Source organism: Methanococcoides sp. AM1 (genome assembly GCF_900774055.1).
In the GTDB taxonomy this organism is placed as follows: Archaea; Halobacteriota; Methanosarcinia; order Methanosarcinales; family Methanosarcinaceae; genus Methanococcoides.
The window spans coordinates 1-26,695 of record NZ_CAAGSW010000001.1 but is presented as its reverse complement, the minus strand read 5'-3'; the positions used below and the strand labels follow the sequence as shown (position 1 = coordinate 26,695).

Genomic DNA, 26,695 nt, shown 5'->3' with positions numbered 1-26,695 from the left:
CATGGTATTGAAAAATATTGCTAGAGCTGTTAAGAACATCTACAAGCCCCCTATTACCAGACGGTATCCTGAGGTTCCCTCCGAGTTGCCTGACAGGTTCAGAGGGCTTCAAAAACTTGATAAAAGTAAATGTATAGGCTGTGGAATTTGTGCTAATACCTGCCCTAACAGTGCGATAAAGATCGTAAGGGCGAGGGTTAGTCCGGACAGTGAAAAGACAAGATGGTTCCCTGCCATTGATATCGGTCACTGCCTGTTCTGTGGTCTCTGTATTGATCAATGTCCACACGGTGCTCTTTCAAGCACAAAGGTCTACACCACAGGTGTGATCAGGTGGACACATGAGGAATTACTATATACTCCGGACATGCTGGCACGTGAAGTTCCGGTAGGGGAGAATGGTGAGTGAAATGACAGGTATAATCGAAGGTGCCATTTTTGCTATTGTCGCTCTTGTGTTGATCTCGTTAGCGATCCTGACAATAGTCTCAAGGGACATAGTACGTGCAGCACTTGCACTAGTTCTCTCGATGTTCACAGTGGCTATCGTATATATTATGCTCAATGCACAGTTCCTGGGTGTTGTCCAGATCCTTGTGTATGTCGGAGCAATTGGAGTTCTGATACTCTTCGCAGTTATGCTGACTAAGAAGAATATGGGAAGTGAGAACAATGACTAACGAACGTCCAACTATAATGGATTCAATTGTCCATCAGTTCAACCCAAAGAGGCAGATCTTAAGGTTGATGGATATGAAGCTTCCTTCACTCGAGACCATCGTTAAGTCATTTACAAGGATGATCATTGCAGGCTTGTTCCTTGCAGTGGTACTGGTTTCACTTTATGGTACAGGATGGACAACTGTTGAACAGCTTCCCCAGAATATCGCTGATCCAAGTAACATCAAAGGATTGGGTGTCCTTATCTTTACAGACTTTGTGATACCATTCGAGATCCTTTCAGTAGTGTTACTTTCCTCACTGATAGGTGCCATCTATCTGGCAAAAGGAGATGATAACTGATGATCCCGTTAAATTGGTATCTTGGTCTTTCAGCTATCGTGTTCTCCATAGGTCTCTATGGATTCATGTCACAGAAGAACGGTATCAGGATGCTTATGTGTGTGGAACTTATGTTAAACTCCGCAAACATGAACCTGGTCGCCTTCTCAAGTTACAATGATGACATGACAGGGCAGGTATTTGCACTGTTCTCTATTGCACTGGCTGCAGCAGAAGCAGCTGTCGGATTTGCAATACTCATGTCAATTTACAGGATGCGAGATATGATCAATGTTGATAAACTTAACATATTGAGGTGGTAAAAATGGCAATGGAAAACCTTGCATTTTTAATACCACTACTTCCCGCACTTGCCTTTGTGGTTACGTTCTTCCTTGGGAAGAAATTGCCATCTGGCGGTGCAATTATTCCGATCGTGGCAATAGCCATTTCATGTATAATATCACTGGCTATCACAATTGGATTGTTGCAGAACCCTGAGAATGTCGTTATTCAGTCAGTTCACTGGTTCGCAATACTCAATCTCGGAATACTGATCGATCCGCTTGCAGCGGTAATGCTTTCAATGGTCAGTTTTGTGAGCCTGCTTATTCACATCTATGCTGTGGGTTACATGTCACACGACCCCGCTAAGCCAAGGTACTTTGCAGAGACCGCTCTCTTTACAGCAGCTATGCTTGGTCTGATCCTTTCAGACAACATTCTTCAGCTGTTCATTTGCTGGGAGCTTGTAGGTCTTAGCTCATATCTGCTTATTGGATTCTGGTTCCATAAACCTGGAGCAGCTTCCGCAGCAAAGAAGGCATTCCTGACCACCAGGGTCGGAGATGTTATGTTCCTTGCAGGTATCGTCCTGCTCTTTTCAGACATATTCACAGTATTCAATGGAAATCTTCCGGAAGGCGTATATGTCCTTCAGTTCAACGAAATGTTCAAACTGATCCCTGACCTCGTTGCTATCAATTCAACGATACTGGGTATGGAAGTAAGTCATCTGACACTTGTTACCTTGTTGTTCTTCGGTGGTGCAGTTGGTAAGTCAGGTCAGTTCCCGCTTCATGTGTGGCTGCCTGATGCAATGGAAGGTCCAACGACCGTTTCAGCTCTTATCCACGCAGCAACAATGGTTACAGCTGGTGTCTATCTTGTAGCACGTACCTTCCCAATGTTCCTTGCAGCGCCTGATTCATTGATCATCGTTGCATATCTTGGTGCTTTCACTGCACTGTTCGCAGCGACAATGGGTATCGTAATGAACGATTTGAAGAGAGTACTTGCTTATTCAACCATCAGTCAGCTTGGATACATGGTCCTTGGTCTTGGTCTTGGTGCAGTGATCGGTGCAGAGGCAGTTGGAGTTTCAATGTTCCACCTCATCAACCATGCATTCTTCAAGGCATTGCTCTTCCTCTGTGCAGGAAGCGTCATCCACGCTGTAGGTACACATGACATGAGACAGCTCGGCGGTGTAGGTAAAATAATGCCTATCACGTTTGCCACAATGACAGCTGCAGCACTTGCACTGGCAGGTTTCGGTATTCCTGGTACAAAACTTGGTTTCAGCGGTTTCCTCAGTAAGGATCCGATAATCGAGGGTGCATACCTTTTCGCAGAATCTACCGGAAACTGGTTACCATATCTGTTCGCTATCTCAGCAGCATTCCTTACATCCCTGTATATCTTCAGGTTGATCTTCATGACCTTTACAGGGAAACCAAGGACAAATTATGGTGGACACGAGTCTCCTTCATCCATGACAGTGCCTCTGGCTATCCTTGCTGTGCTCGCAGTGGTATTCGGTGCATTGACAAGGACTTCGTTCTATCACTTCATCGAAGAGAACTTTGCACACATGGACATCGAAGCACTTGCAGAGCTTGGCGGATACCATCTCGCACACCATGGAGCTGAACCACTTCTTGTCCTCTGGATGCCTCTGATCGTAGCGGTCGCAGGTCTTGTAATTGCTTACCTGATCTACAACAGGAGAGTAGTTGACATGAGCAGAATTGTTTCAAGGAACAACCCTGTTTACAAATTGCTCTACAACAGGTACTATCAGCACCAGATCTTTGTTGAGATCTTCTCTATAAAGATAATCTATGAGGGCTTAGCACTCGCAGGTTTCTATTCAGACAAGATGCTGGATTGGCTTGTCAACGGTACCAGTACCGTGCTTATTGAGGCAGGTGACTCCCTGAGGAAATTCCAGACAGGTGTCATACAGCACTATGCAGCAGCAGTTGTTGCAGGTGTAGGACTACTGGTCGTTCTGATCAAGTTGGTCATGGAGGTCTTCTAATGTTACCAATATTATCTTTGATCGTGCTGATACCAATTTTGTTCTCAGCCGTGACATTCTTAACAAAAACAAAGGAACAGGCAAGGATATCCGCTTTAGTGGGTACTCTCATCACGCTGGTCCTGACCCTCTACATGTATTTCTCATTCGACAGTACGAACGCAGCTATGCAGTTCGAGGAAATGGCAAACTGGATCCCATCCCTGGGTATCAACTATCACCTTGGTGTTGATGGCGTTTCCATGCCTCTTATACTGCTCAATGCTATAGTGATCCCACTGTTGATCATTTATACATGGGATGATGTCAGATCAGCTCCTAACAGATTCTATGGTCTGATGCTTGCAATGCAGGGAGCAGTCATTGGTGTTTTCGTATCACTTGACTTCTTCGTATTCTACATCTTCTGGGAACTTACCCTCGTACCATTGTTCTTCATGGTGAATATCTGGGGTGGCTCCAACAAGAAGCATGCAGGTATCAAATTCTTCATCTATACTCACGTTGCATCCCTTGTGATGCTTTTGGGTATCTTTGGACTGTACTTCAACGCATGGGCACTTACCGGTTCTCCGAACATGGGCATCGATCACCTGATCACCCAGTTCCAGTTCTTTGAATCCGGAATTCTCAGAGATGCAATATTCCTTGCATTGCTCTTTGGATTCATTGTAAAGCTTCCTGTAGTTCCATTCCACTCCTGGTTGCCGGATGCATATTCCGAGGCACCAACCGCTGGCAGTGTGCTTTTCATACTGCTCAAGATCGGTGGATACGGACTGTTCAGGGTAATGCTTCCAATGTTACCATTCACAGCAACTCCAAGTCTTATGATCACGATCATGGGAGCTCTTGGTGCAGTGAGCATCCTTTACGGTGCATTCCTTGCACTTGCACAGAAGGACCTGAAGAGAATGATCGCATACTCCAGTATCAGTCACATGGGATACGTTACCCTTGGTTGCGCTGGTCTTGTGAGCCTCTCAGTATCCGGTGCAATGTTCCAGCAGTTCTCACACGGCTTGATCATGAGCATTTTGTTCATGTCATGCGGAGTGATCCAGACTGCAACAGGTACAAGGATCATCAACGAACTTGGTGGCCTGGCACAGAAGATGCCAAAGCTCACAGTGATAATGGTACTCGGTTTCATGGCATCACTTGGACTGCCTGGCCTTACCGGTTTCATTGCAGAGTTCCTTGTGCTGACATTCAGTTTCATTAATGTGCCGATCTATGTGATCATTGCACTGCTGGCTATCGTGATCACAGCAGCATATCACCTCTGGGCATTGCAAAGGGCAATGTTTGGTACTTTCAATGAGAAGCTTGGTGAGATCGTGGACATTTCGTCCTACCAGACACTGTCCATGGGAATAATCGCCCTGCTTGTACTGTACTTTGGAATAAACCCAAGTCCGGTGCTGGATATGATGATAACGAATTCAGAAAAGATCGTCAGCCTTATGGCTGTAATGGGGGTGTGAGATTATGGTAAACCTAATGTTACTCGCACCTGAAATAACGCTCCTGGTAACAGGACTTACTGTATTGCTGTTAGGATTATTCCTTTCAGCTCACTCTAAGAAAATACTCGGATACATAGCAACACTTGGCTGTCTAATTGCCTTTGCGCTGACACTCAACAGCTTTGGCACCACTGCGGTCATGTTCTCGAACTCACTGAGCATTGATGCACTATCACAGTTCTTCAAGCTCGTGTTCCTTACCGTTGCGACACTTGTGTCCATAGCATCCATTAAATACACTGATGGCAACGACCATGCTGATGAGTACTATGTACTCATGCTCTTCGCAACCATCGGTATGATGATGGTAGCATCAGCAAATGATCTCATGGTTCTCTTCGTAGCATTCGAACTCGCAAGTCTTGCAACATACGCTCTTGCAGGTTTCGAGAAGAAGAACCCTGCATCAACCGAAGCCGCAATGAAGTACTTCATGATCGGATCCCTTTCAGCTGCTCTGCTGCTGCTCGGTATCGGATATGTTTACGGTGCAACAGGAACAACTAACATTCCTGAAGTTGCCCAGAACATCGGTCTTCTGGCAAGCAGTCCAATGGGAATCCTTTCCCTGGTGCTGCTCATCGCAGGTTTTGGTTTCAAGATCGCTCTTGTACCATTCCACATGTGGGCACCTGATACATATCAGGGTGCACCTTCCTTGGTATCTGCACTTCTGGCAGCTGGTTCCAAGAAGATGGGTTTTGTTGCAGCTTTCAAGGTCTTTATCACAGGTCTGATCGCCCTTCAGGCAGACTGGCAGATGGCATTTGCTATCCTTGCAGTTATCACAATGACCTACGGTAACATCGTGGCTTTGTCCCAGACCAGTGTAAAGCGCATGCTTGCATACTCATCCCTTGCTCAGGCAGGATACATTTCAATTGCATTTGTGGTCATGACCCCAATGGCATTGACCGGTGGTATACTCTATGCGCTCTCACACGGCTTCATGAAAGCAGGAGCTTTTATTGCAACAGCTGCTGTGGTTTACATGGCAACATCGGAGAACAAGGATATACTGAAAGCTGATCATCTTGACAGCTTCAAGGGTCTTGGCAAGAGGATGCCTATAACTGCACTCTGCCTGACCATCTTTGTAATGGCACTGGCCGGTATCCCACCAACAGCAGGTTTCATGAGCAAATTTGTATTGTTCTCATCAACCATTGAATCCGGTCTTGTCTGGCTTGCAGTGATCGCTATCCTTAACAGCGCACTTTCACTGTACTACTACGCAAGAGTTGTCAGATACATGTATGCTATGCCGGCAGAGGGTGACAAGGTATCAGAACCTGCGCCATATGTAGTTGCACTTCTCCTTGCTGTTGTAGGTGTACTGGCAATAGGTATCTGGCCGGAACCATTTGTGAACATGGCAATGGAAGCCGCAAAAGTTTTGATCCCAGGAGGAATTTAAAATGGCAGATTGTGATCTTTGCGGAGTAGCAATTCCAACCGTATGCCCGGTAAAGGTTTTCGCACCAAAGTTCGAGAACTCCTATCCTGAAGGTGTATGGAAAGGTCTTTGTGGAGGCTGTCTTGAGAATGCCAAAAAGGCATTTGACGACGCTACCGAAAGCAAAGCTGTAGGGACATTTGGAAAATGCGACCTTTGCGGCACAGAAGGGCAGTTGCAGGATGTTGAGATAAACATCCCCTCCTTCTCAAGAGGTTATGAGATCGAGAGGAAAAAGATCTGCATGAAATGCCTTGAGCAAAGCAGTGAAGCTTATGAAAATAAGGATGAACTGTTAGGTGAACATCACTAAAGGTCAGTTTAACTGACCTTTCTTTCTTCTTTTTTGTACTGGTTTTATTATTTTTGTGTTCGTTTTCTCTTTTTGATCAACTTTTCTTATCCATAACTCATATTCTTGCTATGGATAACAATACGATCAAAAGTATGAATCTTACAAGCATGCTCATTCCGGTCGAAAATGCCACTATCCTCAATCCGATCTTTGGTCCGAAAATCGATACGTAACGTGGAATTATTGCCCTGACACTGAATATGGGTAGCATGAACATGCTTCCGAGCATAAGCACTATCATTGCCTGCAGGTGGGATATTCCTCCATCACTTATCATAGGTCCAAGCAGTGATACTCCGAGGATAGGACTTGCAACATATGTTGTAAGGGGGATTATGCTCTCCGGCGGTATGCCAAAGATATCGGCAAGTGGGAGGACGCTGAACATCTCAAAGAGACCTCTTTCCCTTAAAGCAAAGACAAGTGTTGTCATTGTCAGGTAAATGACAGCTATCTTTGTAAAGAGGCGTTTCTGTTTTTTGAATGCTTTTCCAATAGCATCCTTTACATGTGGGCGTTCTGCTTTTTCAGGCTTAGGAACTGCACAATCGTGCTCCCTGAACCAGATCCTGCTCAGGATGATAACGACAGAGACCTTCACGAAGGCACTTAGTATGAAGACCATAACATAAAAACCGCCTACCACGGGACCAAGTGCAGGAAGCACGATAGGTATCTGGTAGGTCAATATCTCCCTTATGTACGCAGGCGTGCTGTTCAGGATCGCACAAAGCATTGTTTCACGCTCATCAAGGCATCCTTCGTCCTTGATCTTCACAACCATGCTATTCGCTGCGACGGTCGATCCCAGTGATACAAGGAACGCAGATGCGCAGGATTGTGGGAGGTGTGTATGCTTGAAAAGAGGTTCTGTGAACCGTGAGAACTTTTGCATAAGTCCCATCTCAATAAGGAAGCCGGTTCCAAAAAGTCCTATAAATATAGTAATTATTATAGGGAATGCAAAATCAAGCACCCTTATAAGCAGATCGAACATAATCCTATAATGAGAATAACTGGTAGATTAATCTATTTGAATGAAGGGATCATATTTTTGTAAAAAACCAAAACCTTGATATGAATTGTAATGCTTTTTTGTCTGGTGATAGTAAATGAAGAAAGATCTCATGGATATTTTGGCATGTCCTATATGCAAAGGTGATCTTGTCCTGAATATCTCAAAAGAAGACGAAAAGGAAATCATCTCTGGAACACTCTATTGTTCGAAATGTAACGAGTATTTCCCTATTGAGGATGGTATCCCTAACATGCTCCCTCCTGAGCTGAGGGAATGATCTAAAAAAGGAATTATCTAATAAACGAGGTTGAGTACACTTGCAACAGGTACACATAAACCGTCTTGGTGTAAATTCCATTGAATTTGAATCAGATATAGTGGATATACCCTTATCTCCCGGTGGAGAGCACAGTTTTGAGATAGTGATCATAAATTACGGTTCACCGACCCATGTACATTTATCTGCCAGCGACGGACTTCAGGATAACCTTACATTTCTGGAGGATAATCCCTATGTCTCACATGAGGAATATATACCTGTCATTGCACGCATTCCTTTTGACGGGCGCATTTTGAACAAAGGTAAGATCTTTGTAACGGTGGGGTATGGTTCAAAAACAGAAAGTTTCACTGTAAATATCGGAATGTCGGACACTGGCAATGTTCCTGCTCTGGTCGATATAGATGAAAGTTTGTCATCACCTGCTCCGGTCATGGCCAGAAATAAAAGATCCGATACAAGAAAGCACTTGTCAGATATATTTCCGGGAATTTCCGAGTCTTTTATTCAGGTATTTGACGCACGGAATTTTGTATTATTTTCGGCATTATTAATTATTTTAGCTCTGATCTATATAGCTGTACGCCTGGTATCAGGCAACAATATGGAAATTGGACTTGAGGTCGACTTTTATACAGCATTAGCTTTTACCATAGTATTCACATCTTTAATTGCTTACCTGTTAACGAGGCTTCCAATATTTAAAAATAAATGAGGTAGTTGAATCCACATGAAATATATCATCGTCACCGGTGGAGTTATGAGTGGTCTGGGGAAAGGGATCACCACAGCATCTGTCGGCAGAAATCTAAAAAATAAAGGTTACAATGTTACGGCCATAAAGATCGACCCTTACATCAATATTGATGCAGGTACCATGAGTCCTTATCAGCACGGCGAGGTCTATGTTCTGAAAGACGGCGGCGAAGTTGATCTTGACCTTGGAAATTATGAACGTTTCCTTGATACTGAACTTACAAGGGATCACAACCTGACAACCGGTAAGATCTATGAGGCAGTCATAAACAAAGAGCGCAGAGGAGAGTATCTTGGTAAGACCGTACAGATCATTCCTCACATAACCAATGAGATAAAGGACCGCATACGCAGGATAGCAGCAAAGAGTGGTGCAGATGTCTGTCTCATTGAGGTTGGAGGTACTGTTGGTGATATCGAGAGCATGCCATTCCTTGAAGCATTGAGGCAAATGTACAGGGAAGAGTCTCCTGAGGACATTGCATTCCTTCATGTGACCCTGGTACCTATGGATTCACAGGGTGACCAGAAAACAAAACCTACACAGCATTCTGTTAAAGAGCTAAGGGAATTGGGTCTAACTCCGCATGTGATCGTTGCAAGATGTAAAACTGCACTTATGGAAGGCACCCGTTCCAAGATCGCTCTTTTCTGTGATGTTCCGGTGGAAGCGGTCATCAGTGCCCACGATTCTGCTGACATCTATGAGGTTCCGCTCCAGCTGGAGAGGGAAGGTCTCAGTAATTTCCTTTTAAAGAAACTTGATCTTAAATCCACTCTGGGAGATACAAAGTGGGAAGAGATGGTTCAGAGGATGAACAACTCAACCGGTAAGGTTAAGGTTGCAATTGTCGGAAAATACACCCACCTTGAAGATTCCTACATTAGTATTGTGGAATCTCTTAAACACGGTGCTATTGGGTCTGGTTGCAAGTTCGATATAACATGGTTCGACGCAGAAGCCTTTGATGATGATCCGAAAGCTGTTGAAGATCTGGTTGGTTTTGATGGAATACTTGTTCCGGGCGGATTCGGGGAACGTGGTACTGAGGGCAAGATCCTCTCTATCAAATTTGCAAGGGAGAACAATATACCTTACCTTGGACTCTGTCTTGGTATGCAGCTTGCAGTGATCGAGTTTGCAAGGAATGTAGTTGGACTTGAAGGTGCAAACAGTAGCGAATTTAATGAAGCTACGCCTTATCCGGTTATAGACCTGCTTCCTGAGCAGGAAAATGTGGTTGATATGGGTGCAACAATGCGTCTTGGTGACTATGAAGCTACCCTCAAGGAAGGTTCACTTGCAGAGAATATCTATGGTGAAAGTACCATTATCGAGCGTCACAGGCACAGGTATGAGGTAAATCCGAACTATGTTGATCGTATTGAGGAAGCTGGTATGATCTTCTCCGGGAAGAACAAGAACAGGATGGAGATCGCAGAGGTTCCTGCAAATGATTTCTATTTTGCATCCCAGTTCCATCCGGAATTCAGATCAAGACCCGGAAGGCCATCCCCGCCGTTCAAGGCATTTATGGATGCAATGCTTAAAAAGAGCAAGGAAAGAAAGGACTGATCAAAAGATCATTCCTTTTTCTTTTACTTTTGCTTTTATATTTATACTTGGACTTATGCGTATTTCAGATCCGATCTCTGATCTTATTTAAGGTCTGATTTTAGATCTTATTTTGTATCTTTGCCGGTCAGCTCATTCTTGAAGGTTCCACTTTCATGTATTCTCTCAGAACAGTTGTGGCGTAGCTTCCCTTTGGAAGGCTAAAATCAAGTTTAACACTATATTTTCCAGCGTTCAGTTCGTCTTCACTGATGCTATATTTCGGTTCCACTCCAAGTAAGATCTCGCGTCGAAGACCTTTTGATCCCATCTTCTCCATGGCAGGCACTTTAAACCCTTCAAGAGGCACATCCAGCTTTTCCAGTACATCTCTTTCGATCTCTCCTGGAATTCCTAATGCAATTTCCGTGTCATAACCGATCAAAGGCGCTGTCACGAATGCTCTTTTCCTCTTTACAAGATTGTTCATGCCATCGATGTTATCCTCGGTGACCCTTTCAATACGGGAATTGTCAGGAAGACCTGACTTGTTCTTAAAGCAGACAATATCTCCTACGACAGCCATGTTAAGTGGCAATCCCTTCTTTATACGCTGGCAAATAATGGTATTGTAGATGTATGACTGGTATGCATGAACGAACATTTTCATGATGTTCATTGGTAAGGTCTCAATAGCTCCGGCAAAATCCTCCGGATTGGAGACCAGATGATGCATCATAGCACGCTCATATCTCAATTGTAATGGGTAACCTTTCAATCCTTCTACATAATCCCGTTTGGTAAAGACCATTTCACGTAGTTCTCTTGTCTCTTCCGGCTCATCGGGATAGGCAGCTGCTATATAGTCGATAGCTGCTTTTTCGATATCTCCTCTTACGATGGATTCGCCGACAACATGAGTGATGGGACGGAATGCTCCGAAACGCTGGATCCCAAAGAAGTTAGGGACTCCTCCCTGTTCCTTTATGGATTCTGTGGTCTGTTGCATTCTGCTTTCCAGCTCAGCCTTCTCAAGATCGATTTCCCTTACAGTTATCACGAACTCGTTTCCTGTAAGATCCCCAAGCTCTACACTCCTGTTAGATCTTCCGAGGATCTTTAGTTCAACATCCTTGAGATTTATCTTTTCGACCTTTTCCTCAGTAACATCATAAAAACTTATCTTTTGCGTTGTAACGGCTCTTTTATCCTTGGTGCCTGCAAAACCAATACGTTTCTGGCTGATCCCCAGTATTCTTGAAATATCCCTTATCAGATGGTGTGTTTCCCAATTGTGTTTGGTAAGCTCGGCAATGAGGTATTTTCCTTCATCTCCCTCTTCCCTATTTGTGATCTCAATGACTCCGAAGTCCTCTATCTGTCTTCGAAGTGCTCCTCCTATGCCGGGGGTAATGCTGCTGTAAAGTTCTATTCCTATCTGTTCTTCTACAGGTGGGACTTTGTACATGTTTTTCTCCTTCAGTCAGGAATAATATCTATTATATTAACTGTTTCTGTATTCGTAAAGACCCATGCATCATCTGTTGGCATTGCTCCGGCTGGAAGGTCTCCTGCATAAAGGCCGGATGTTGTGTCCAGTATCAGCCATGATCCATATTCATCGGTTGCATAATACACGGGAACACATTCGTAGTATTTTTTTACTGCATCAATGTTATCCCTTGCTTCATCATCTTTTCCTATGTATACGGTTGTAAAGGCATGAGTGTCGGTAAAGTACATTCTGGTACTTCCGCCAATAGCTTCTATAAGAGAAGAAAGCAGGATGGCCGAATCGTCACAGTCACCGGCATAGACTTTCAGTGTTTCATCAGGCGTGGCCCAATAATCATCTCCTCTGGGGTCGCTCATGTATTTGATCTCGCTCTTCACATGGTCGAAAAGTGAACATACCTGGTATATGTTGTACTCTCCGGGATATACCATTGCGCCGGAGGCGGCAAGTGCACGCACATCTTCACTTCTTGGGTCCACCTTGTCATTTGTGATCGTGAATAGCGGTTCTTTGTTAGATATGTACTCTATAGTGGTTTCATTCACTATGGGCATTACTTCAAGACTTATCTCTTCCAAAAACTGTAATCCATAATCATACCATTGGCCAGAGCTCGTTTTTGCAAGTATCCCGAATCCCAGTTTTATGTCCATGGATTCGACATTTGCAGGAATATCGATACAGATAAATCCGATCTTTTCTTTTTCACCGGGTTCTATGGTATGTCCTGTTTCCTGTCCCTTATATTTTTCATCAGACAATTCGACGCCATAGCTATAAACGAAGATGGGTGTGTCTGCCCTGTTCTCAACAATGAGTTCTATTGTTGCGGGACTGTTCTCATAGAAATTAGTGTAGTAGTATGAAGTAGCGATCTCTAATGCCGGGGAACTGGTCGAGGTGGCACGAGGTTTGTCTTCGATACGGTCAGCTTTCTCATAAACGACCTTTGGAACTGTAAGTTCTTCGGCATCGATGACAAAATTGCCCCTGTCGGCTGCTAAATAGTTGTATATGGGCAGCTCTTGTATGTCCTGGGAATCAATTGGAATGTTGGATATGGCAAATGCTCCGATCGAAACCACTATCAGGAAATATATTATGGTTATTAACAGGCAGTGACGACATACCATTGCTTTGCCTCATAAAAGTTATAACAATTTCAAGGAACCTGTGATCTTGTCAATAGCTTCCGCTTTTGCCGGCCCGATCCCCAGGACGGTGATCGTTCCAGGTGCTATCTCGGTAAGACCTGCATCGGTGATCAATGCTGTAGATAGTCCTTCACGTCTTGCTTTTTCCTTAAGTTCAAAAAGGTCCTGAAGTTTCTCTGCCCTTAATACCACTTTCTTCTGTCCTCCCTCTTTCCATTTTTCAAGGTCAGACCGGTCAGCCCATTCCGCAGCTGATACCGCAGCGTGGGCGACCTGTACTGCAAGTTTCCCTTTTGAGAGCTTCAGGTCATCCCTGATCACAATACACTGTTTATATTCTGCCATTTGAAAGTTCCCCGATGAATATGAATTATTATGTTATATCTCTTTGATAACATCCCTTATGATATCATCAGCAGCATTAATTCCCCATGCCTTATATATCCCTGCCACCGATGGTGTACCATTTACCTCTAATATGAGACTCTCGTCTGCTTTATTGCCACTTGTATCTCTCTTTTCTACAAGATCAACTCCTGCAAAGAAAGCCCCGATGGATCCGGCAGCTTTTATGCAGATATCTTCCTGCTCCGCAGACAATTTACATTGGGATACAGATCCGCCCTGACTTAGGTTGTTGATCCATGATCCTTCCGGTGCAGTCCTGTATATTGCACCGATGAGCTTTCCATTAACAACAAATGCCCGGATATCCCTGCCCGGATTCTCGATAAATTCCTGAATGTATAACATCCCTCTCTGTTCCATAAGTTGGCCGATCTTTTCCGGAACAAGTTTTTTCTGGTCTGTTCCATTACCAGGGATAAGTGTGCCGTTCTTTATTCTGTGGATTCCCATCCCCTTATATCCAAAAACAGGTTTAATAACCGCATCCTTCATTTCTTCGAGCACTTCTATTGCACTTTCAGGATCCTGGACTACCTTTGTTTTTGGGATGGGTAACCCTTTGCCGGACAGCAGGCAGGATGCATAATATTTGTTAGCAGCATTTTGGATTGCAGAGGGTGAATTGACAACAAGGATCCCTTCTTCTTCGAGCTGTCTGAGGATGTCAAAGCGGAAAGACACTCCCTCGAACGCTCCGGCACCGACGTCCCTGACAATGATGGCATCGAATTGCAGTGGATCTATTTTTCCTATATGCCACTCAGTTCGACCTCCGGTTGATACTTCTGCTTTCTTAAGATCCATGATCTGATGGCTAACCTTGTTCCTCTGGCAAGCTTTTCCAAAGGCAATAGCTGTCGGATCATCAGGATCTGTTACAATGATCCCTATCTTTTTCATTATAAATAACTGATATTAAAAGTACATCAAGATATCGCAAAATATAATTGGATCTGCTAAAGTAATCCAGAAAGTTTATACGGCCCATTATCCATCTATTAATGGGTGATAAATCTTGGATGTTCTATGGCTGGACCAGAACGATGTAAGGTCATTGCTTAATATTCCTGATGCAATGGATGCTGTTGAGAAAGCATTTGAACAGCATGGCAGGAAGAAAGTTCAGATGCCTCCAAAGTCCTATCTGTATTTTGAAAGCCACAATGGTGACCTGCGTACGATGCCTGCATATCTTGAAGAGCAGGATGTGGCAGGTGTGAAGATCGTGAATGTCCATCCGGATAATCGGGAGAAAGGTCTGCCTACCGTTATGGCGCTTTTCATCCTGAATTCCACAGCAACAGGGGCTCCGCTTGCTGTTATGGATGCTACCTACCTGACAGATATCAGAACAGGTGCAGCAGGTGGTATTGCAGCAAAATATCTCGCACGTCCGGAATCCCGTGTCCTGGGGATCGTGGGGTCAGGTAATCAGGCGAGAACGCAATTGCTTGCTATTGCTAACGTTTTCGATCTTGAGGAGATCAAGGTCTATAGTGCACATAGGACTCGTGGTGAACAGTTTAAACTGGAGATGGAGGGTAAAGCAGGCTGTAGCATTACTGTGTGTTCATCAATAGAGGATGTATGTGATTGCGATATTCTTGTTACTGTAACTCCTGTAAGGGAACCTATTGTGAGGAGTGAGTGGATCAAACCAGGTACTCACATAAATGCAATTGGTGCTGATGCTGCAGGTAAGGAGGAACTTGAACCGTCTATATTAGTATGTTCCAGGGTAGTTGTGGATGACATGGCTCAGGCATCACACTCAGGTGAGGTTAATGTTCCTTTGTCAAGTGGAGTTATTGGGGTCGAAGATATCTGCTGTGAACTTGGTGAAGTTATCGCAGGGCTAAAACCCGGAAGGTTGGATAATTCGGAGATAACGATATTTGATTCTACGGGTCTTGCGATACAGGATGTTGCAACTGCACTTCTTGTCTATCATACAGCAAAGGGCAAAAGTGTAGGTAAAAAGCTTCCTATGTTCTGATGGCAGGATATTTTGCCGCGTCTCATTCAATAAGACCTTTCAGCTTTAAAATGACATGGAATTCACTTGTGGATTTTTCTATCTTTTTTGTTTTTCAATATTTATTTGGATCTTGATCTTGTGAGCTAATGTTCCATAATCTGTTCTTCATTTGAGTTCATTGTTACTGCGTGTGGTTTGCTCGGATATGGCTATTATTTCAAGTACGTTTTCTCATAATAATGATAATAATTATACACTATGGCATAGATATATTTATATACTAATGTATTTTATACCTCCACTAATATACAATAATATAAACGGTGGCGGTTCGGTATGCATCCAATAATCAAACCATTAGGTCTTCTACTCTTCATCACGTTGCTAATGAGTGGTCTCACTAGCATTTCAACTAATTCGCCGGGGCTTGCCCCCAATCCTACAGATGATCGACATGATAGCACTTTCTCTGAATGGGAGGATGCTTTTGTAATTTCCAAGGATAAAGGTGTTGGAGTTACAAGATCAAGTGGAAGCGGTGGTGGTACGACTATTGGTCCTGACGATGATAAGATCTCTATCGATATTGAGAAGCATACCAATGGCTATGATGGCGACAATGCTCCTGGCCCTGAAGTTATTGTAGGTTCTCCTGTTGAATGGACCTATAATGTCACCAACACAGGCGACTTGCCCCTTCAGGATATCGCTGTTGCAGATAATGATAGCAGTGTCAATCCTGTGTATCTCAGTGGTGATGCTAACGAAAATGAGATCCTGGATTCGAGTGAAGTTTGGATCTACAATGCCAGCGGCGTAGCTGAAGAGGGTCAGTATACTAACATTGGCAGTGTGACAGCTTACCATGGGGTCATGATGGTATATGATGAAGACCTTAGCCACTACTTCGGTGTTACTGAGCCTGTCTTCAAAGCTTCCCCTTCCATTGACCTTGAGAAGCATACCAATGGTTATGACAATGATACTGCTCCCGGTCTTGATCTTCTTGTAGGTTCTCCTGTTGAATGGACCTATTATGTCAACAACACCGGTAATGTAAATCTTACAGATCCTGTTGTGCTTGATAACCGTACTTCAGTCGGTGGTCTGATCAGCGGTGATGACGGTGATGGTGTCTTCGAACCCGGTGAGGTCTGGGTCTATAATGCATCCGGTTTTGCTACTGCCGGTCAGTACGTGAACCTTGGCAATGTCACTGCTTATTATGAAGATGAGAAAGTCTACGATGAAGACCTTAGCCACTACTTCGGTGTTACTGAGCCTGTCTTCAAAGCTTCTCCTTCCATTGACCTTGAGAAGCATACCAATGGTCATGACAATGATACTGCTCCCGGTCTTGATCTTCTTGTAGGTTCTCCTGTTGAATGGACCTATTATGTCAACAACACCGGTAATGTAAATCTTACAGATCCTGTTGTGCTTGATAACCGTACTTCAGTCAGTGGTCTGATCAGCGGTGATGACGGCGATGGTGTCTTCGAACCCGGTGAGGTCTGGGTCTATAATGCATCCGATGTTGCTACTGCCGGTCAGTACGTGAACCTTGGCAATGTCACTGCATATTATGAAGACGAGAAAGTCTACGATGAAGACCTTAGCCACTACTTCGGTGTTACTGAGTCTGTCTTCGAAACTTCCCCTTCCATTGAACTTGAGAAGCATACCAATGGTCATGACAATGATACTGCTCCCGGTCTTGATCTTCTTGTAGGTTCTCCTGTTGAATGGACCTATTATGTCAATAACACCGGCAATGTGAATCTTACCGATCCTGTCGTACTCGATAACCGTACTTCAGTCGGTGGTCTGATCAGCGGTGATGACGGCGATGGTGTCTTCGAACCTGGTGAGGTCTGGGTCTATAATGCATCCGATATTGCTATTGCCGGTCAGTACGTGAACCTTGGCAATGTCACTGCATATTATGAAGATGAGAAAGTCTACGATGAAGACCTTAGCCACTACTTCGGTGTAAATGCATCCATCGACATTGAGAAGTTCACTGATGGTTATGATGCTGATGAACCTATAGGACCATATCTTCTAGTTGGTTACCCGGTTGAATGGACCTACAATGTTACCAACACAGGAAATGTGAACCTCGTCATAAATGTGCAGGATAATGATAGCAGTGTCAGTCCGGAATTATACTTGCGTGGTGGTGATGGTGATAACTACTTCGAACCCGGTGAGGTTTGGGTTTACAATGCCAGTGGTACGGTTATTGTGGGTCAGTACTGCAATATTGGAAATGTGACCGGCTCTTATGGAGAGTTCCTGGCAACAGATGAGGATCCAAGTTACTACTTCGGTATAACTAATGAAGAGCTTGTGGAGATGCTCAAGGGCCAAGGATATTGGAAGAATAATCCTGATGATTGGCCAGTTGAAGAAATAACCATCGGGAACGAAACTTACACCAAGTCTGATGCTATCGATATCATGGGATCAAATGAAGGTAAGCCATACATTATGTTTGTCCAGTTGGTAGCAGCTAAACTTAATGTAATGGCCGGTAGTCCGTACTATCCTCATGTAATAGATGGTGAATCAGTTGATTTCATCGCTGCTGCTGATGCATGGATGGAATCCTATCCATTAGGTACTACTGGTTCTGGGGTTGAAGATGCATGGAACGATTCCGGAGAGGAGCTTAAAAATGTTCTGGAGATGTATAACAACGGTACATTGTACAGCAATGGTTGAGCTTATTTAACTTTGAATATCGATCCTATATCGTTAAAGAGCAGGTTTCATTTTATTCCTGTTCTATCTATTTTTTGTTTTTTTCTCATTTTTCTCTCTTTAAATCACCTCATTATTATGAGCATACACTTCTCTATAGATATATTTATATACAAATCCAACCAATATCTTAATTGGGTATAAATGGTGGTGGTAAGGATTCAAACGTTTCATGCTCGTATTCGTTTACGAGAATTCTGGAGTTTACAATGTATCCCTGACCGCAACAAATGGGAATGGCACTGATGCAAAATTTCTGGTTGAATATGTGGAGGTATATCACCAGAAGATGCTCAGTTAATTCCTGAATTCCCGAGAATTGCATCCAGTACTTAGTACTCTGGGACTAATGTTCCTTTTACAAAGAAAAAATAAACCGTGGTGGTACAAATGGAACTTGTAAAAGTATATTGTGATAACTGTGGAAGCGAGATCATTGTGTATGATACTCATGTGAAAAAGCAAATGTACTGTACTATACAGTGTCTTGAATCTGCAGGTGGAAGTTCTTCAGGCGGTAATAGTCAAACGGCATCAGTCTGATTAGCTTCCAATCTTTATTTTTTTAAAATAGGAATTTTTACTTCGATCTTAATTACTTTTAGTATTATCTTTTTATTTTGATCTTCAGTATTCGGCAGTTTTAAATAATACTGGAGTATTACTGGTGTAATACTTATGCTTAGTTGGAGTTTCTTTATGAGATCGATATCATTATTAAGCAGTGGACTGGATTCTATCGCTGCTCTTGCAATTGCAAAAAAGACTTCTGATGTGGTTCTGGCACTGACGTTCGATTATGGTCAGCGCTCTGTCCGGAGGGAGATCGATCATTCAATAATTATTTGTGAGCATTATGGGATAGAGCACAGGATCATCCGCCTGGATTGGTTACAGGACATAACGAATACATCTCTTGTAAACGAGGATGTGGATGTTCCTGAGCTATCGGTCGAGGATCTCTCCGGGGATAATGGTAGCATCACTGAAGACTCTGCAAAGAGTGTATGGGTTCCTAACAGGAATGGTGTTTTTTTGAACATTGCAGCAAGCTTTGCTGAAAGCTATGATTGCGATCATGTTATTGCAGGATTCAATGGGGAGGAGGCAAAGACCTTCCCTGATAATTCTAAAGAGTTCGTTAATGCAACAGATGGGTGTTTCTCTTACTCAACTGCAAATGGTGTAAAAGTTCTTGCACCTCTAATTGATATGGACAAGGCAACTATAGTGCATGAGGCAATGGATGCAAAGGCACCACTTGAGTGGAGCTGGAGTTGTTATCACGGTGGAGATAAGCCATGCGGAGTATGTGAAAGCTGTGTAAGACGTGCGCGTGGTTTCCATGAGGCTGGCTTAAAGGATCCTCTTATGGTTAGATTGGGACTGGATATTTAAAGATTCGAAGGTGCTTATTATGGAATGTATAATTCTTGATGAAATATTGGATTATGACGGAAGTCAGATCTCCTCTTTGTGGGCATACAACCTGAAGGGTATCCAGCAGGATTCCATTGTTGCTTTCAGAGGTGGCTGTGATGTGAAGCTCGAACATATGATCGATCTTGAGGACAAGCGGATGGGAGATTTGATCTATTCTCCTGACATGCTTCATTTTCTTATAGAACACTTTGATTCCACTGACCTTAAGCTCGTCTATGCACGACAGCGACTGTTCACTGCAATTGTGGCAGAGGTGCTTCTGGAGAATGGTGTAGTGACCACAAGGCAGGGAGATGACCTTTTTGCAGATGGCAAAAAACTGACGATCTCTATTGCAAGTACTTCTGCAGTATCCCAGAAGATCCATTTCGGGATCAATGTGTCCCATGATTTTTATGGCAACCTGGCGGATATTGGTATCGATGAGGTGAAAGCGGTAGGACTTCTTGGAGCTATATCTAACAAATATGCATCTGAGATCGATGATATCGAAAAAGACCTTCGCAAATCCCGGCCATTGGATGTGGTATGATGCAGGTGCCGGTCAGTGAGATATTTTGCTCTGTTCAGGGGGAAGGTCCTCATGTGGGCGTGAGGCAGGCTTTCGTAAGATTCGTTGGCTGTAATCTCAATTGTTCATACTGTGACACAAATGTTGAGACACCTACCGTCTGCAAATTTGAAAAAGTTCCCGGGACAAACGTATTCCAAGACATGCCAAATCCTCTTAGCGTGAGGGATGTCAGTGAGCTGCTGGATAGCTATGAGAATGTTCATTCCATATCCCTCACAGGCGGAGAACCTCTTCTTGAGGCCGATTTTATTGCAGAGCTGGATGTGTCAAGGCCTCTGTACCTTGAATCTAATATGACGCTTCCACATATGGCAAAGAAGATCAAGGACAAGGTCTCCTATGTGTCAGGGGATGTGAAGCTTATTAATGAGTTCGAGGGAGAGGATTTTGCAGCTCATCTTGAAAGGACCATAGAATGTTTTCACATGCTTCGCAACACGAAGGAAAGGGAATGCTTTTGCAAACTGGTCATCACAAAGGACACGGTATCTGATGACGTACTGGGGATCGTAGATGCTATTTCAGGATATGTTTCCTGTGTGGTACTTCAACCGGTGACACAGAAACATCTTGCTCCTGAAATTGATGTTATGCTTAAGTTACAAAAGGATCTGCTTGATTCAATAGATACTTTGATAATTCCTCAAACACATAAGATGTGGGGTTGTTTATAATGACAAAAATGAGACTTGGAATAATAGAATACATCGATAGTGCACATTATTTGCCTGAACATGAGACCTGTGGCATTGTCCATGGTCACACTTATAAAATAGAGATAGTTCTCGAGGGCGAGAAAAAGGAAAACGGAATGGTCATGGATTTCTATGAGATCAAGAAGACCGTGCGTGAAGTCCTGAAGAACTATGACCACAAGCTCCTTAATGATATTCTCCCATTCCCAAGTGCAGAGAATATGTGTGAGCATATTCATGCAGACCTGTCTGAAAAGCTGGGTTATCCGCTTTCTGTAAAGGTCTGGGAAGGTCATGGTAAGTGGTGTGAACTGAATGGTTTGGAGTGATCTTTCCACAACCTATATCTATAACCGTTCTAATTGAATTGCAGACTTCATTTTATTAATGCTGGAGGACAAACTTTGCCTGATACTGATAAAATCCCTGACGAATGTCACGATGAAAATGGTGTTGATCTTGATGTTATGAGAAAGATCTCAGAACATCCTTGTTATAATAAAGACGCACAGCACAAATATGGCCGCATTCACCTGGCTGTAGCTCCAAAATGCAACATCCAGTGCAATTATTGTGATCGCAAGTTCGATTGTGTAAATGAGAGCCGTCCTGGTGTGACAAGTGAAGTACTGACCCCTCAGGAAGCACTAGAAAAGACAAGGCTTGTTCTCAAGGATTATCCTTTCATCAAGGTAGTTGCAGTAGCAGGTCCTGGTGATCCTCTTGCCAATGATGAGACCTTTGAGACCCTTGAACTCATCAAGGACGAATTCCCTGATGTAACTCTTTGTCTTAGTACAAACGGATTGGCACTTCCGGATAAGATGGATGATCTTCTAAGGGCGGGTGTCAGCACACTGACTGTAACGCTTAACGCCATTGATCCTGAGATACAGGCAAAGATCGTGGACCATATAGCTTACAAAGGCAAGTCCTACACAGGGGTGGAAGCTGCAGAGATCCTGATCAAGAATCAGCTTGAAGGCATAAAGATGGCAGTTGAAGCCGGACTTGTTGTCAAGATCAATACGGTACTTATTCCGGAGATCAACAAGGATCATATTTTAGAGGTTGCAAAGAAAGTACGCGAACTTGGCGTCTTTATCATGAACATAATGCCTCTTATCTGTCAGGCAAAGTTTGCAGACATGGAGCCACCTTCTGATCAAGAACGCAAGGAAGTACAGGCTCTCTGTGAGCCTTATGTACAACAGATGCGCCACTGCCGCCAGTGCAGGTCTGATGCATATGGTCTTCTTGGCAAGGACCTGTCTCAGATGAGCGAGGAGCGCAGGAACGTTATCAAAATGGAGTCTATAAAAAAGATGGAACATGAAGAATGATCTTCTTCTGTTCTGCCTGAACAACATAAGGGAAGGGTATACTTGGATATTGAACAACTGGCTGCAAACCTTCGAAACTTTGAAGGTGTGACCCGCAAGAAACCTATAGCTGACATTGTCAATATGTTCGAGGACGTGCGCAGTGAATACGGTGAGACCATCGTGGATTTTGGCGATGATGCAGCGGTACTCGATACTGGTGGCGATGAAGTCATACTATTTGCTGCCGATGCCATCTGGGGCAAGATCGCACTTGAAAGTCCCTGGTGGACAGGATATACTTCCGTTGTTGTAAATGTTAATGACATCTCCGCAATGGGTGGAAGACCTGTTGCGATGGTCAATGTCATGTCCTCCTGTGATTCTGAAGCATGCAAAGAGATGATGCGTGGTATCAAGGATGGGGTAAAGAAGTTCGGTGTCCCCATGGTTGGAGGGCATGTTCATCCTGATACTCCTTATAATTCACTTGGTGTTGCTATTATTGGTGTTGCAAAGAAGGACTGCATTGTCAGAAGCGACATGGCAAAGCCGGGTGATGCAGTAATAGCTGCCTATGATATGGACGGCCGTGTGGGCAAAAATTCCCCTTACAGCTGGGATACTACCTCTTTTAAGGATGCACAAACCGTTCGCGACCGTTTCCTTGTGATGCAGACTCTCGCTGAGAAGAAGTTGCTGACAGCAGGAAAGGATATCAGCAATCCGGGAACCGTGGGAACGCTTGGAATGCTATGTGAGACCAGCAAAGTTGGCGCATCTGTGGATGTTACAAAGATCCCTATGCCAGAAGGCCTTGAGCTGGAGCAGTGGCTTAAAATCTATCCTGCAACCGGCTATATTTTAACTGCAAAACCGGAGAACTGTGATGAGTGTATCCGGATATTTGAAGATGTTGGAATTGCTGCGGCTGTGGTCGGTGAGATCAACGATTCTCAAAAAGTGGATATTTATTCAGGTGACCGGAAGGCAGTTGTCTTTGATCTTAACACCGATGCCATTACAGGTATCGATATGGAAACAGATGATATATAATCAAAATATATGGTCAGAAAATGTGGAATGAACCTGTGATCAATTTAACAGGTTCTCTTTTTTTAAATATCAGCATTATTCAACGAATGCTTTCATTTCCTTGAAGTAGTATTCTTCTGCTTCTTTAACGACATCAAGCTTGCCTCTCAGAACGATAACTTCCCTTTTGTCAGATTCTACAACATTAACGGTCATCTGTCTTTCGACTGGCTGCAGGCCAAATTCTTCTACAATATCATAGATGATGTATGATGGTGTTCCTGGAGGCATTACCAGGTCGAAAAGGTCCTCGATCTCTTCTCCAAATTCCTCTTCTATCTCTTTATTCTCTTTCCTTTTTTCGAGGTCTTCAATTGTCAGCATTTTTGGCATTGTGATCACCTTTATATGACAGAACTGATGGCACGTTCTACATATATAGTAATCGCTGGTCCCCATAGATCGGGTTTCTGAAATTAAAGAACTTTTCGATCAAATATATGGATATGTCTTTCCTGCTCCGGTATTGCAGAAAAGTATTATATGTTCAGATGACGATATCTTTTTAGAATTATTCAGGATGAATCACAATGAGACTGATAGGCCTATCTGATAATAAGGGACAGTTACGCGTGGAATTTGCCGGATGCAATATGATATGCCCATATTGTGTACACATACGCCAGCCCAAGAAGGAATATTCCATCGAGGATGTTGTGGATCTTGCAAAAAGCTCTGAAAGTAAGGATGTTTATCTGGGTGGTGCGGAACCAACGCTCCAGAAGGAGCTTCTTCCCCTTATCGAAGGACTCCACGCTGCCGGCAAAAGTATACTGCTCAAATCCAATGGCATGAAGCCGGATGTACTTGAGAAGGCACTTCCTTTTGTCAGGGGATTTGTTATTGAGATCAAAGCACCTCTTGATGATATTCCTGCGATCATGGAGCTTACTGGCCTCTCGGAGGAGCGCAGTATCAAATACGTCTCTTTACTGCACGAATCCCTGGATATTGCAAAACAGAAATGGCTGAGGGTCTGGATAAGGGTAATTCCGGAGTTTATCAATGCTGAAACGCTAGCTCGTATCCTGCCGGATATAGAGGATGCATCAGAGGTCATGCTGTACCAGTTCATGAGCAATCCTGATTTCGACTTGCCGTTCAAAGGACATGATAAGCCAACTCCGGAATGGGATGAGGTTCGAAAGCTTGGTGAGATGTTACTTGAGAAGGTGCAAAAGGTCAGGATCTTAGGTGATGGTGGAAAACTGCTTCTTGAGAAGTAACTTATCTTATCAATGTAGCCTAAAACCAAAAGCTTCTCAAATGACTTGCCATACCGGAATATTTATTCGTGTTAATAGCTATCTCTAATACGATAGCAATGCAGGAATACAAATTAAAACGTGGTTTTTCCCCGGACATCGAAAGAATCTATGAAGAAATTGAAAAATGCTTCCCAAGCGAGATCAAACGCGAGGGTGACAAGCTTTTAGTTTCTTATGGCGTGATGACCGAACTGTCCGTTTATATGGACGGCAAGAAGGTAGTGGTAAATACTGTTACGGATGCTACTCTCGGCGATGACGAGATGATCCTTGACACGAACAAGAGATTCAGGGATTTCCTTCAGCTGGCAACAGGATATACTGCTAAGGAACGCCTTAAGCAGGCTAAAAAGGCAGTATCCAAGTAAGGCTTTTGATCCCAGGGGATATTGATCAGCTGTGACATTCGTTAATAAGGAATTCCTTAAGGCACTAAAGTCCTTCGACATACCGACGTGCCTGAGGGTATGTGCAGGTACCGATGGGTCTGTAACATTCCTTCTTGAGATAATGACCCGTAAGGACGTCTCTGTGGTCACTGAGGCACAGCATCTCATAAAGGCAGATGAGGAAACCGCATCCCTTCTTGACATTGCCGTAGGGTCTGATGTGAACTACAGGCTTGTGACGCTTTTTGCAGGTGCAAGACCCTTTGTCAGGGCTCTATCCCTTTCCCCTATTGAGAGAATGCCCGAAGACATCCGTCAGGACCTCATGCGCGCAGATATCCCCATCGGCAAGATCCTCCGAAACAGCGGTATCGAGACCCGTCGTGACTTCGATAATATCGAGATCAACGAAGACAACCTCCTTTTCGGTAGCAGCAAAGCACTTTCAAGGTCATACCGCATCGTACACGATAACAGTACCCTCATGTGGATAAATGAGAAGTTTCCGGTAGACGAGCGCTGGAATTTATAAACCCGACCGAAAGGTTCATAATTGATTCTGTGTATTTGGGAACCACATCACACCCCCACTCAATGAAGGTGCCTCGGTGGCTTAGGGGTATAGTGCGTCCTTGGTAAGGACGAGGTCGTGGGTTCAAATCCCACCCGAGGCTCCATTCTTATTACAAGACTATCCAGTCATTGGTTCTATTTTTACCATAATGTAGTTAATTAAAATCGAGTCTAATTTTGGCTTTGTAGAAATCCTCAAAATTTGGACGAGAATTTAAGTTAACAATAATTCAAAATGTATGGCAGATATTGATGCTTATTTCCTATGTTCACCCGTTGATGGTGATTTTGATAGGTTTTCTACAGAACCGAAATAACAATAAGGGGAATCAGATGAAAATAACTGACAAGTACAATGAGATAAGATCAATCCTGATCCCAGGGTTTGACGTGGATACACCAAAGGAAATCAATTTCGGTATTCAGTTCAGCGTATCAAAGAAACAGTTTTCCCGCGTAATAAGAATATACGATGGAAAGAAGGGAATTAAAGTTGATCTATCCCAGTTAGGCACATCACCTGAAGCAGAAGAAATACGTATTGCACTAAGAGAAGGTGTAGTGCCTTCACCTAATAATAAGAACATTTCAATTCCCGAAGAAAAGTTAACATCATCTATAGACTTGTCTGTTACAAATGGACATGGTGTAATTGGCTCTGATGAATCAGGTAAGGGTGATTTCTTTGGTCCTCTTGTAGTAGCTGCAGTAAAGACCACTCCAGAAATTGAATCAATTCTTGAGGGGATCGGTGTCAGGGATTGCAAACAGTTGACCGATCATCAGAACATTTCTATTGCAAAGCAGATAAAGAGCTCAATTTCAGCTGATATGTTCTCCGTGAAGATCCTTGAGCCAGTTGCCTACAATAAATATTATGAAAAACTTCAGAACCTGAACATCATGCTTACCGTAAACCATGTAAGTGCGATCAAAGACCTGTACCAGCAGGGCGATAGCATCATCATTGACAAGTTCGCATACCACGACAGCATGGTCAAGGATGAACTTCGCCAATGGAACATCGATGTGAAGCCTGTTCAGATACCCAGAGCCGAAGACCAGTCAATTGCAGTGGCTGCAGCATCGATCCTTGCACGTGCAGCTTTCCTTGAGTCTATACAGGAAATGAACGAGAAGTATATCGGAACATTCCCAAAGGGTGCATCGGCTAAGGTTAAGAAGGTTGGTGCAAAGTTCATTGAAAAGTATGGCAGGGATAGGTTACACGAAGTTGCAA

General features: G+C 43.6%; 31 protein-coding genes and 1 tRNA gene. 26 read left to right on the top strand and 6 right to left on the bottom strand.

What is annotated here, in order from left to right; translation table 11 throughout:
* Position 1: 1 nt before the first annotated feature.
* Genes fpoI through E7X57_RS00115 form a run of 8 tightly spaced genes read left to right on the top strand, consistent with a single transcriptional unit; the run spans position 2 to position 6,623 of the window.
* Complete coding sequence (fpoI, locus tag E7X57_RS00150; RefSeq protein WP_135609340.1) at positions 2-409, top strand: F420H2 dehydrogenase subunit FpoI; 408 nt, start codon at positions 2-4, stop codon at positions 407-409.
* Between the two features lies 1 nt (position 410).
* The gene (locus E7X57_RS12840) at positions 411-680 is read left to right on the top strand and encodes an NADH-quinone oxidoreductase subunit J (protein ID WP_135609334.1); all 270 of its coding nucleotides are present in this window, start codon (positions 411-413) and stop codon (positions 678-680) included.
* On the top strand, positions 673-1,023 hold the full coding sequence (gene fpoJ, locus E7X57_RS12835; RefSeq protein ID WP_256369397.1) for a F420H2 dehydrogenase subunit FpoJ: 351 nt from the start codon (positions 673-675) through the stop codon (positions 1,021-1,023). The genes E7X57_RS12840 and fpoJ overlap by 8 nt, the downstream gene beginning before the upstream one ends.
* Positions 1,023-1,325: a F420H2 dehydrogenase subunit FpoK gene (fpoK, locus tag E7X57_RS00135; protein WP_048195271.1), complete on the top strand. Its 303-nt coding sequence runs from the start codon at positions 1,023-1,025 to the stop codon at positions 1,323-1,325. Before fpoJ ends, fpoK begins: the two co-directional genes overlap by 1 nt.
* A gap of 2 nt (positions 1,326-1,327) precedes the next feature.
* On the top strand, positions 1,328-3,325 hold the full coding sequence (fpoL, locus tag E7X57_RS00130) for a F420H2 dehydrogenase subunit FpoL (protein ID WP_210409014.1): 1,998 nt from the start codon (positions 1,328-1,330) through the stop codon (positions 3,323-3,325).
* Positions 3,325-4,812 carry a F(420)H(2) dehydrogenase subunit M gene (gene fpoM / locus E7X57_RS00125; RefSeq protein WP_135609330.1) on the top strand — a complete coding sequence of 496 codons (1,488 nt, stop codon included), beginning with the start codon at positions 3,325-3,327 and terminating at the stop codon, positions 4,810-4,812. Before fpoL ends, fpoM begins: the two co-directional genes overlap by 1 nt.
* A 4-nt stretch (positions 4,813-4,816) precedes the next feature.
* Positions 4,817-6,271 carry a F(420)H(2) dehydrogenase subunit N gene (fpoN, locus tag E7X57_RS00120; protein ID WP_135609328.1) on the top strand — a complete coding sequence of 485 codons (1,455 nt, stop codon included), beginning with the start codon at positions 4,817-4,819 and terminating at the stop codon, positions 6,269-6,271.
* A 1-nt stretch (position 6,272) separates the two neighbouring features.
* Positions 6,273-6,623 carry a F420H2 dehydrogenase subunit FpoO gene (locus E7X57_RS00115; RefSeq protein ID WP_135609326.1) on the top strand — a complete coding sequence of 117 codons (351 nt, stop codon included), beginning with the start codon at positions 6,273-6,275 and terminating at the stop codon, positions 6,621-6,623.
* 97 nt (positions 6,624-6,720) lie between these two features.
* Here E7X57_RS00115 and E7X57_RS00110 read toward each other — a convergent pair whose 3' ends face one another.
* A complete protein-coding gene (locus E7X57_RS00110) occupies positions 6,721-7,662 on the bottom strand; it encodes a nucleoside recognition domain-containing protein (RefSeq protein ID WP_135609324.1) in 942 nt (313 codons plus the stop codon).
* Positions 7,663-7,777: 115 nt separating this feature from the next.
* Here E7X57_RS00110 and E7X57_RS00105 point away from each other — a divergent pair, with 115 nt between their 5' ends.
* The 3 genes from E7X57_RS00105 to pyrG are packed head-to-tail and all read left to right on the top strand — an operon-like array spanning position 7,778 to position 10,295.
* Positions 7,778-7,960 carry a methytransferase partner Trm112 gene (locus E7X57_RS00105; protein ID WP_048195261.1) on the top strand — a complete coding sequence of 61 codons (183 nt, stop codon included), beginning with the start codon at positions 7,778-7,780 and terminating at the stop codon, positions 7,958-7,960.
* A gap of 40 nt (positions 7,961-8,000) precedes the next feature.
* Positions 8,001-8,678, top strand: a complete 678-nt coding sequence (locus tag E7X57_RS00100; protein ID WP_135609322.1) for a hypothetical protein — start codon at positions 8,001-8,003, stop codon at positions 8,676-8,678.
* Between the two features lie 15 nt (positions 8,679-8,693).
* Positions 8,694-10,295, top strand: coding sequence for a glutamine hydrolyzing CTP synthase (gene pyrG / locus E7X57_RS00095; protein WP_135609320.1), 1,602 nt, complete (start codon positions 8,694-8,696; stop codon positions 10,293-10,295).
* 127 nt (positions 10,296-10,422) lie between these two features.
* Here pyrG and truD read toward each other — a convergent pair whose 3' ends face one another.
* The 4 genes from truD to mptN are packed head-to-tail and all read right to left on the bottom strand — an operon-like array spanning position 10,423 to position 14,252.
* Positions 10,423-11,742 (bottom strand): tRNA pseudouridine(13) synthase TruD, encoded by a 1,320-nt coding sequence (gene truD / locus E7X57_RS00090; protein ID WP_135609318.1) that lies wholly within the window; start codon positions 11,740-11,742, stop codon positions 10,423-10,425.
* 11 nt (positions 11,743-11,753) lie between these two features.
* Complete coding sequence (locus E7X57_RS00085; RefSeq protein ID WP_135609316.1) at positions 11,754-12,923, bottom strand: transglutaminase family protein; 1,170 nt, start codon at positions 12,921-12,923, stop codon at positions 11,754-11,756.
* Between the two features lie 18 nt (positions 12,924-12,941).
* Positions 12,942-13,289: a peptidyl-tRNA hydrolase Pth2 gene (gene pth2, locus E7X57_RS00080; protein WP_135609314.1), complete on the bottom strand. Its 348-nt coding sequence runs from the start codon at positions 13,287-13,289 to the stop codon at positions 12,942-12,944.
* A gap of 33 nt (positions 13,290-13,322) precedes the next feature.
* Positions 13,323-14,252: a tetrahydromethanopterin:alpha-L-glutamate ligase gene (gene mptN, locus E7X57_RS00075; RefSeq protein WP_135609312.1), complete on the bottom strand. Its 930-nt coding sequence runs from the start codon at positions 14,250-14,252 to the stop codon at positions 13,323-13,325.
* A 115-nt stretch (positions 14,253-14,367) separates the two neighbouring features.
* On the opposite strand from mptN, the gene ala reads away from it, so the two are divergent.
* From ala to E7X57_RS00035, 10 genes are all read left to right on the top strand, one after another.
* The gene (ala, locus tag E7X57_RS00070) at positions 14,368-15,348 is read left to right on the top strand and encodes an alanine dehydrogenase (RefSeq protein ID WP_135609310.1); all 981 of its coding nucleotides are present in this window, start codon (positions 14,368-14,370) and stop codon (positions 15,346-15,348) included.
* Positions 15,349-15,666: 318 nt separating this feature from the next.
* Positions 15,667-18,057: a hypothetical protein gene (locus tag E7X57_RS00065; protein ID WP_135609308.1), complete on the top strand. Its 2,391-nt coding sequence runs from the start codon at positions 15,667-15,669 to the stop codon at positions 18,055-18,057.
* Between the two features lie 211 nt (positions 18,058-18,268).
* Positions 18,269-18,397, top strand: a complete 129-nt coding sequence (locus E7X57_RS12830) for a hypothetical protein (protein ID WP_256369396.1) — start codon at positions 18,269-18,271, stop codon at positions 18,395-18,397.
* 89 nt (positions 18,398-18,486) lie between these two features.
* On the top strand, positions 18,487-18,639 hold the full coding sequence (locus tag E7X57_RS12310) for a hypothetical protein (protein WP_167880838.1): 153 nt from the start codon (positions 18,487-18,489) through the stop codon (positions 18,637-18,639).
* Positions 18,640-18,795: 156 nt separating this feature from the next.
* Positions 18,796-19,494, top strand: coding sequence for a 7-cyano-7-deazaguanine synthase QueC (queC, locus tag E7X57_RS00060; protein WP_135609306.1), 699 nt, complete (start codon positions 18,796-18,798; stop codon positions 19,492-19,494).
* A gap of 19 nt (positions 19,495-19,513) precedes the next feature.
* Positions 19,514-20,071 carry a DUF366 family protein gene (locus E7X57_RS00055; RefSeq protein WP_135609304.1) on the top strand — a complete coding sequence of 186 codons (558 nt, stop codon included), beginning with the start codon at positions 19,514-19,516 and terminating at the stop codon, positions 20,069-20,071.
* Complete coding sequence (locus E7X57_RS00050; RefSeq protein WP_135610253.1) at positions 20,071-20,787, top strand: 7-carboxy-7-deazaguanine synthase QueE; 717 nt, start codon at positions 20,071-20,073, stop codon at positions 20,785-20,787. The genes E7X57_RS00055 and E7X57_RS00050 overlap by 1 nt, the downstream gene beginning before the upstream one ends.
* Positions 20,787-21,137 carry a 6-carboxytetrahydropterin synthase QueD gene (gene queD, locus E7X57_RS00045; protein ID WP_135609302.1) on the top strand — a complete coding sequence of 117 codons (351 nt, stop codon included), beginning with the start codon at positions 20,787-20,789 and terminating at the stop codon, positions 21,135-21,137. The genes E7X57_RS00050 and queD overlap by 1 nt, the downstream gene beginning before the upstream one ends.
* Before the next feature lie 138 nt (positions 21,138-21,275).
* A complete protein-coding gene (gene nifB, locus E7X57_RS00040; RefSeq protein WP_135610251.1) occupies positions 21,276-22,151 on the top strand; it encodes a nitrogenase cofactor biosynthesis protein NifB in 876 nt (291 codons plus the stop codon).
* A 42-nt stretch (positions 22,152-22,193) separates the two neighbouring features.
* The gene (locus tag E7X57_RS00035) at positions 22,194-23,186 is read left to right on the top strand and encodes a methanogenesis marker 2 protein (protein ID WP_135609300.1); all 993 of its coding nucleotides are present in this window, start codon (positions 22,194-22,196) and stop codon (positions 23,184-23,186) included.
* Positions 23,187-23,261: 75 nt separating this feature from the next.
* Here the strand turns inward: E7X57_RS00035 and E7X57_RS00030 are convergent, their stop codons facing one another.
* Positions 23,262-23,558, bottom strand: a complete 297-nt coding sequence (locus E7X57_RS00030) for a hypothetical protein (RefSeq protein ID WP_135609297.1) — start codon at positions 23,556-23,558, stop codon at positions 23,262-23,264.
* A 197-nt stretch (positions 23,559-23,755) separates the two neighbouring features.
* On the opposite strand from E7X57_RS00030, the gene E7X57_RS00025 reads away from it, so the two are divergent.
* The 5 genes from E7X57_RS00025 to E7X57_RS00005 all read left to right on the top strand — a co-directional run.
* Positions 23,756-24,451, top strand: coding sequence for a radical SAM protein (locus tag E7X57_RS00025; protein WP_135609295.1), 696 nt, complete (start codon positions 23,756-23,758; stop codon positions 24,449-24,451).
* A 68-nt stretch (positions 24,452-24,519) separates the two neighbouring features.
* A complete protein-coding gene (locus E7X57_RS00020; protein WP_371413127.1) occupies positions 24,520-24,861 on the top strand; it encodes a DUF5611 family protein in 342 nt (113 codons plus the stop codon).
* Positions 24,862-24,892: 31 nt separating this feature from the next.
* Positions 24,893-25,414, top strand: a complete 522-nt coding sequence (locus E7X57_RS00015) for a chorismate pyruvate-lyase family protein (protein ID WP_135609292.1) — start codon at positions 24,893-24,895, stop codon at positions 25,412-25,414.
* Positions 25,415-25,484: 70 nt separating this feature from the next.
* A tRNA-Thr gene (locus E7X57_RS00010) sits at positions 25,485-25,559 on the top strand.
* A 229-nt stretch (positions 25,560-25,788) separates the two neighbouring features.
* On the top strand, positions 25,789-26,695 hold a 907-nt coding region (locus E7X57_RS00005; protein WP_167880837.1), incomplete at its 3' end, for a ribonuclease HIII.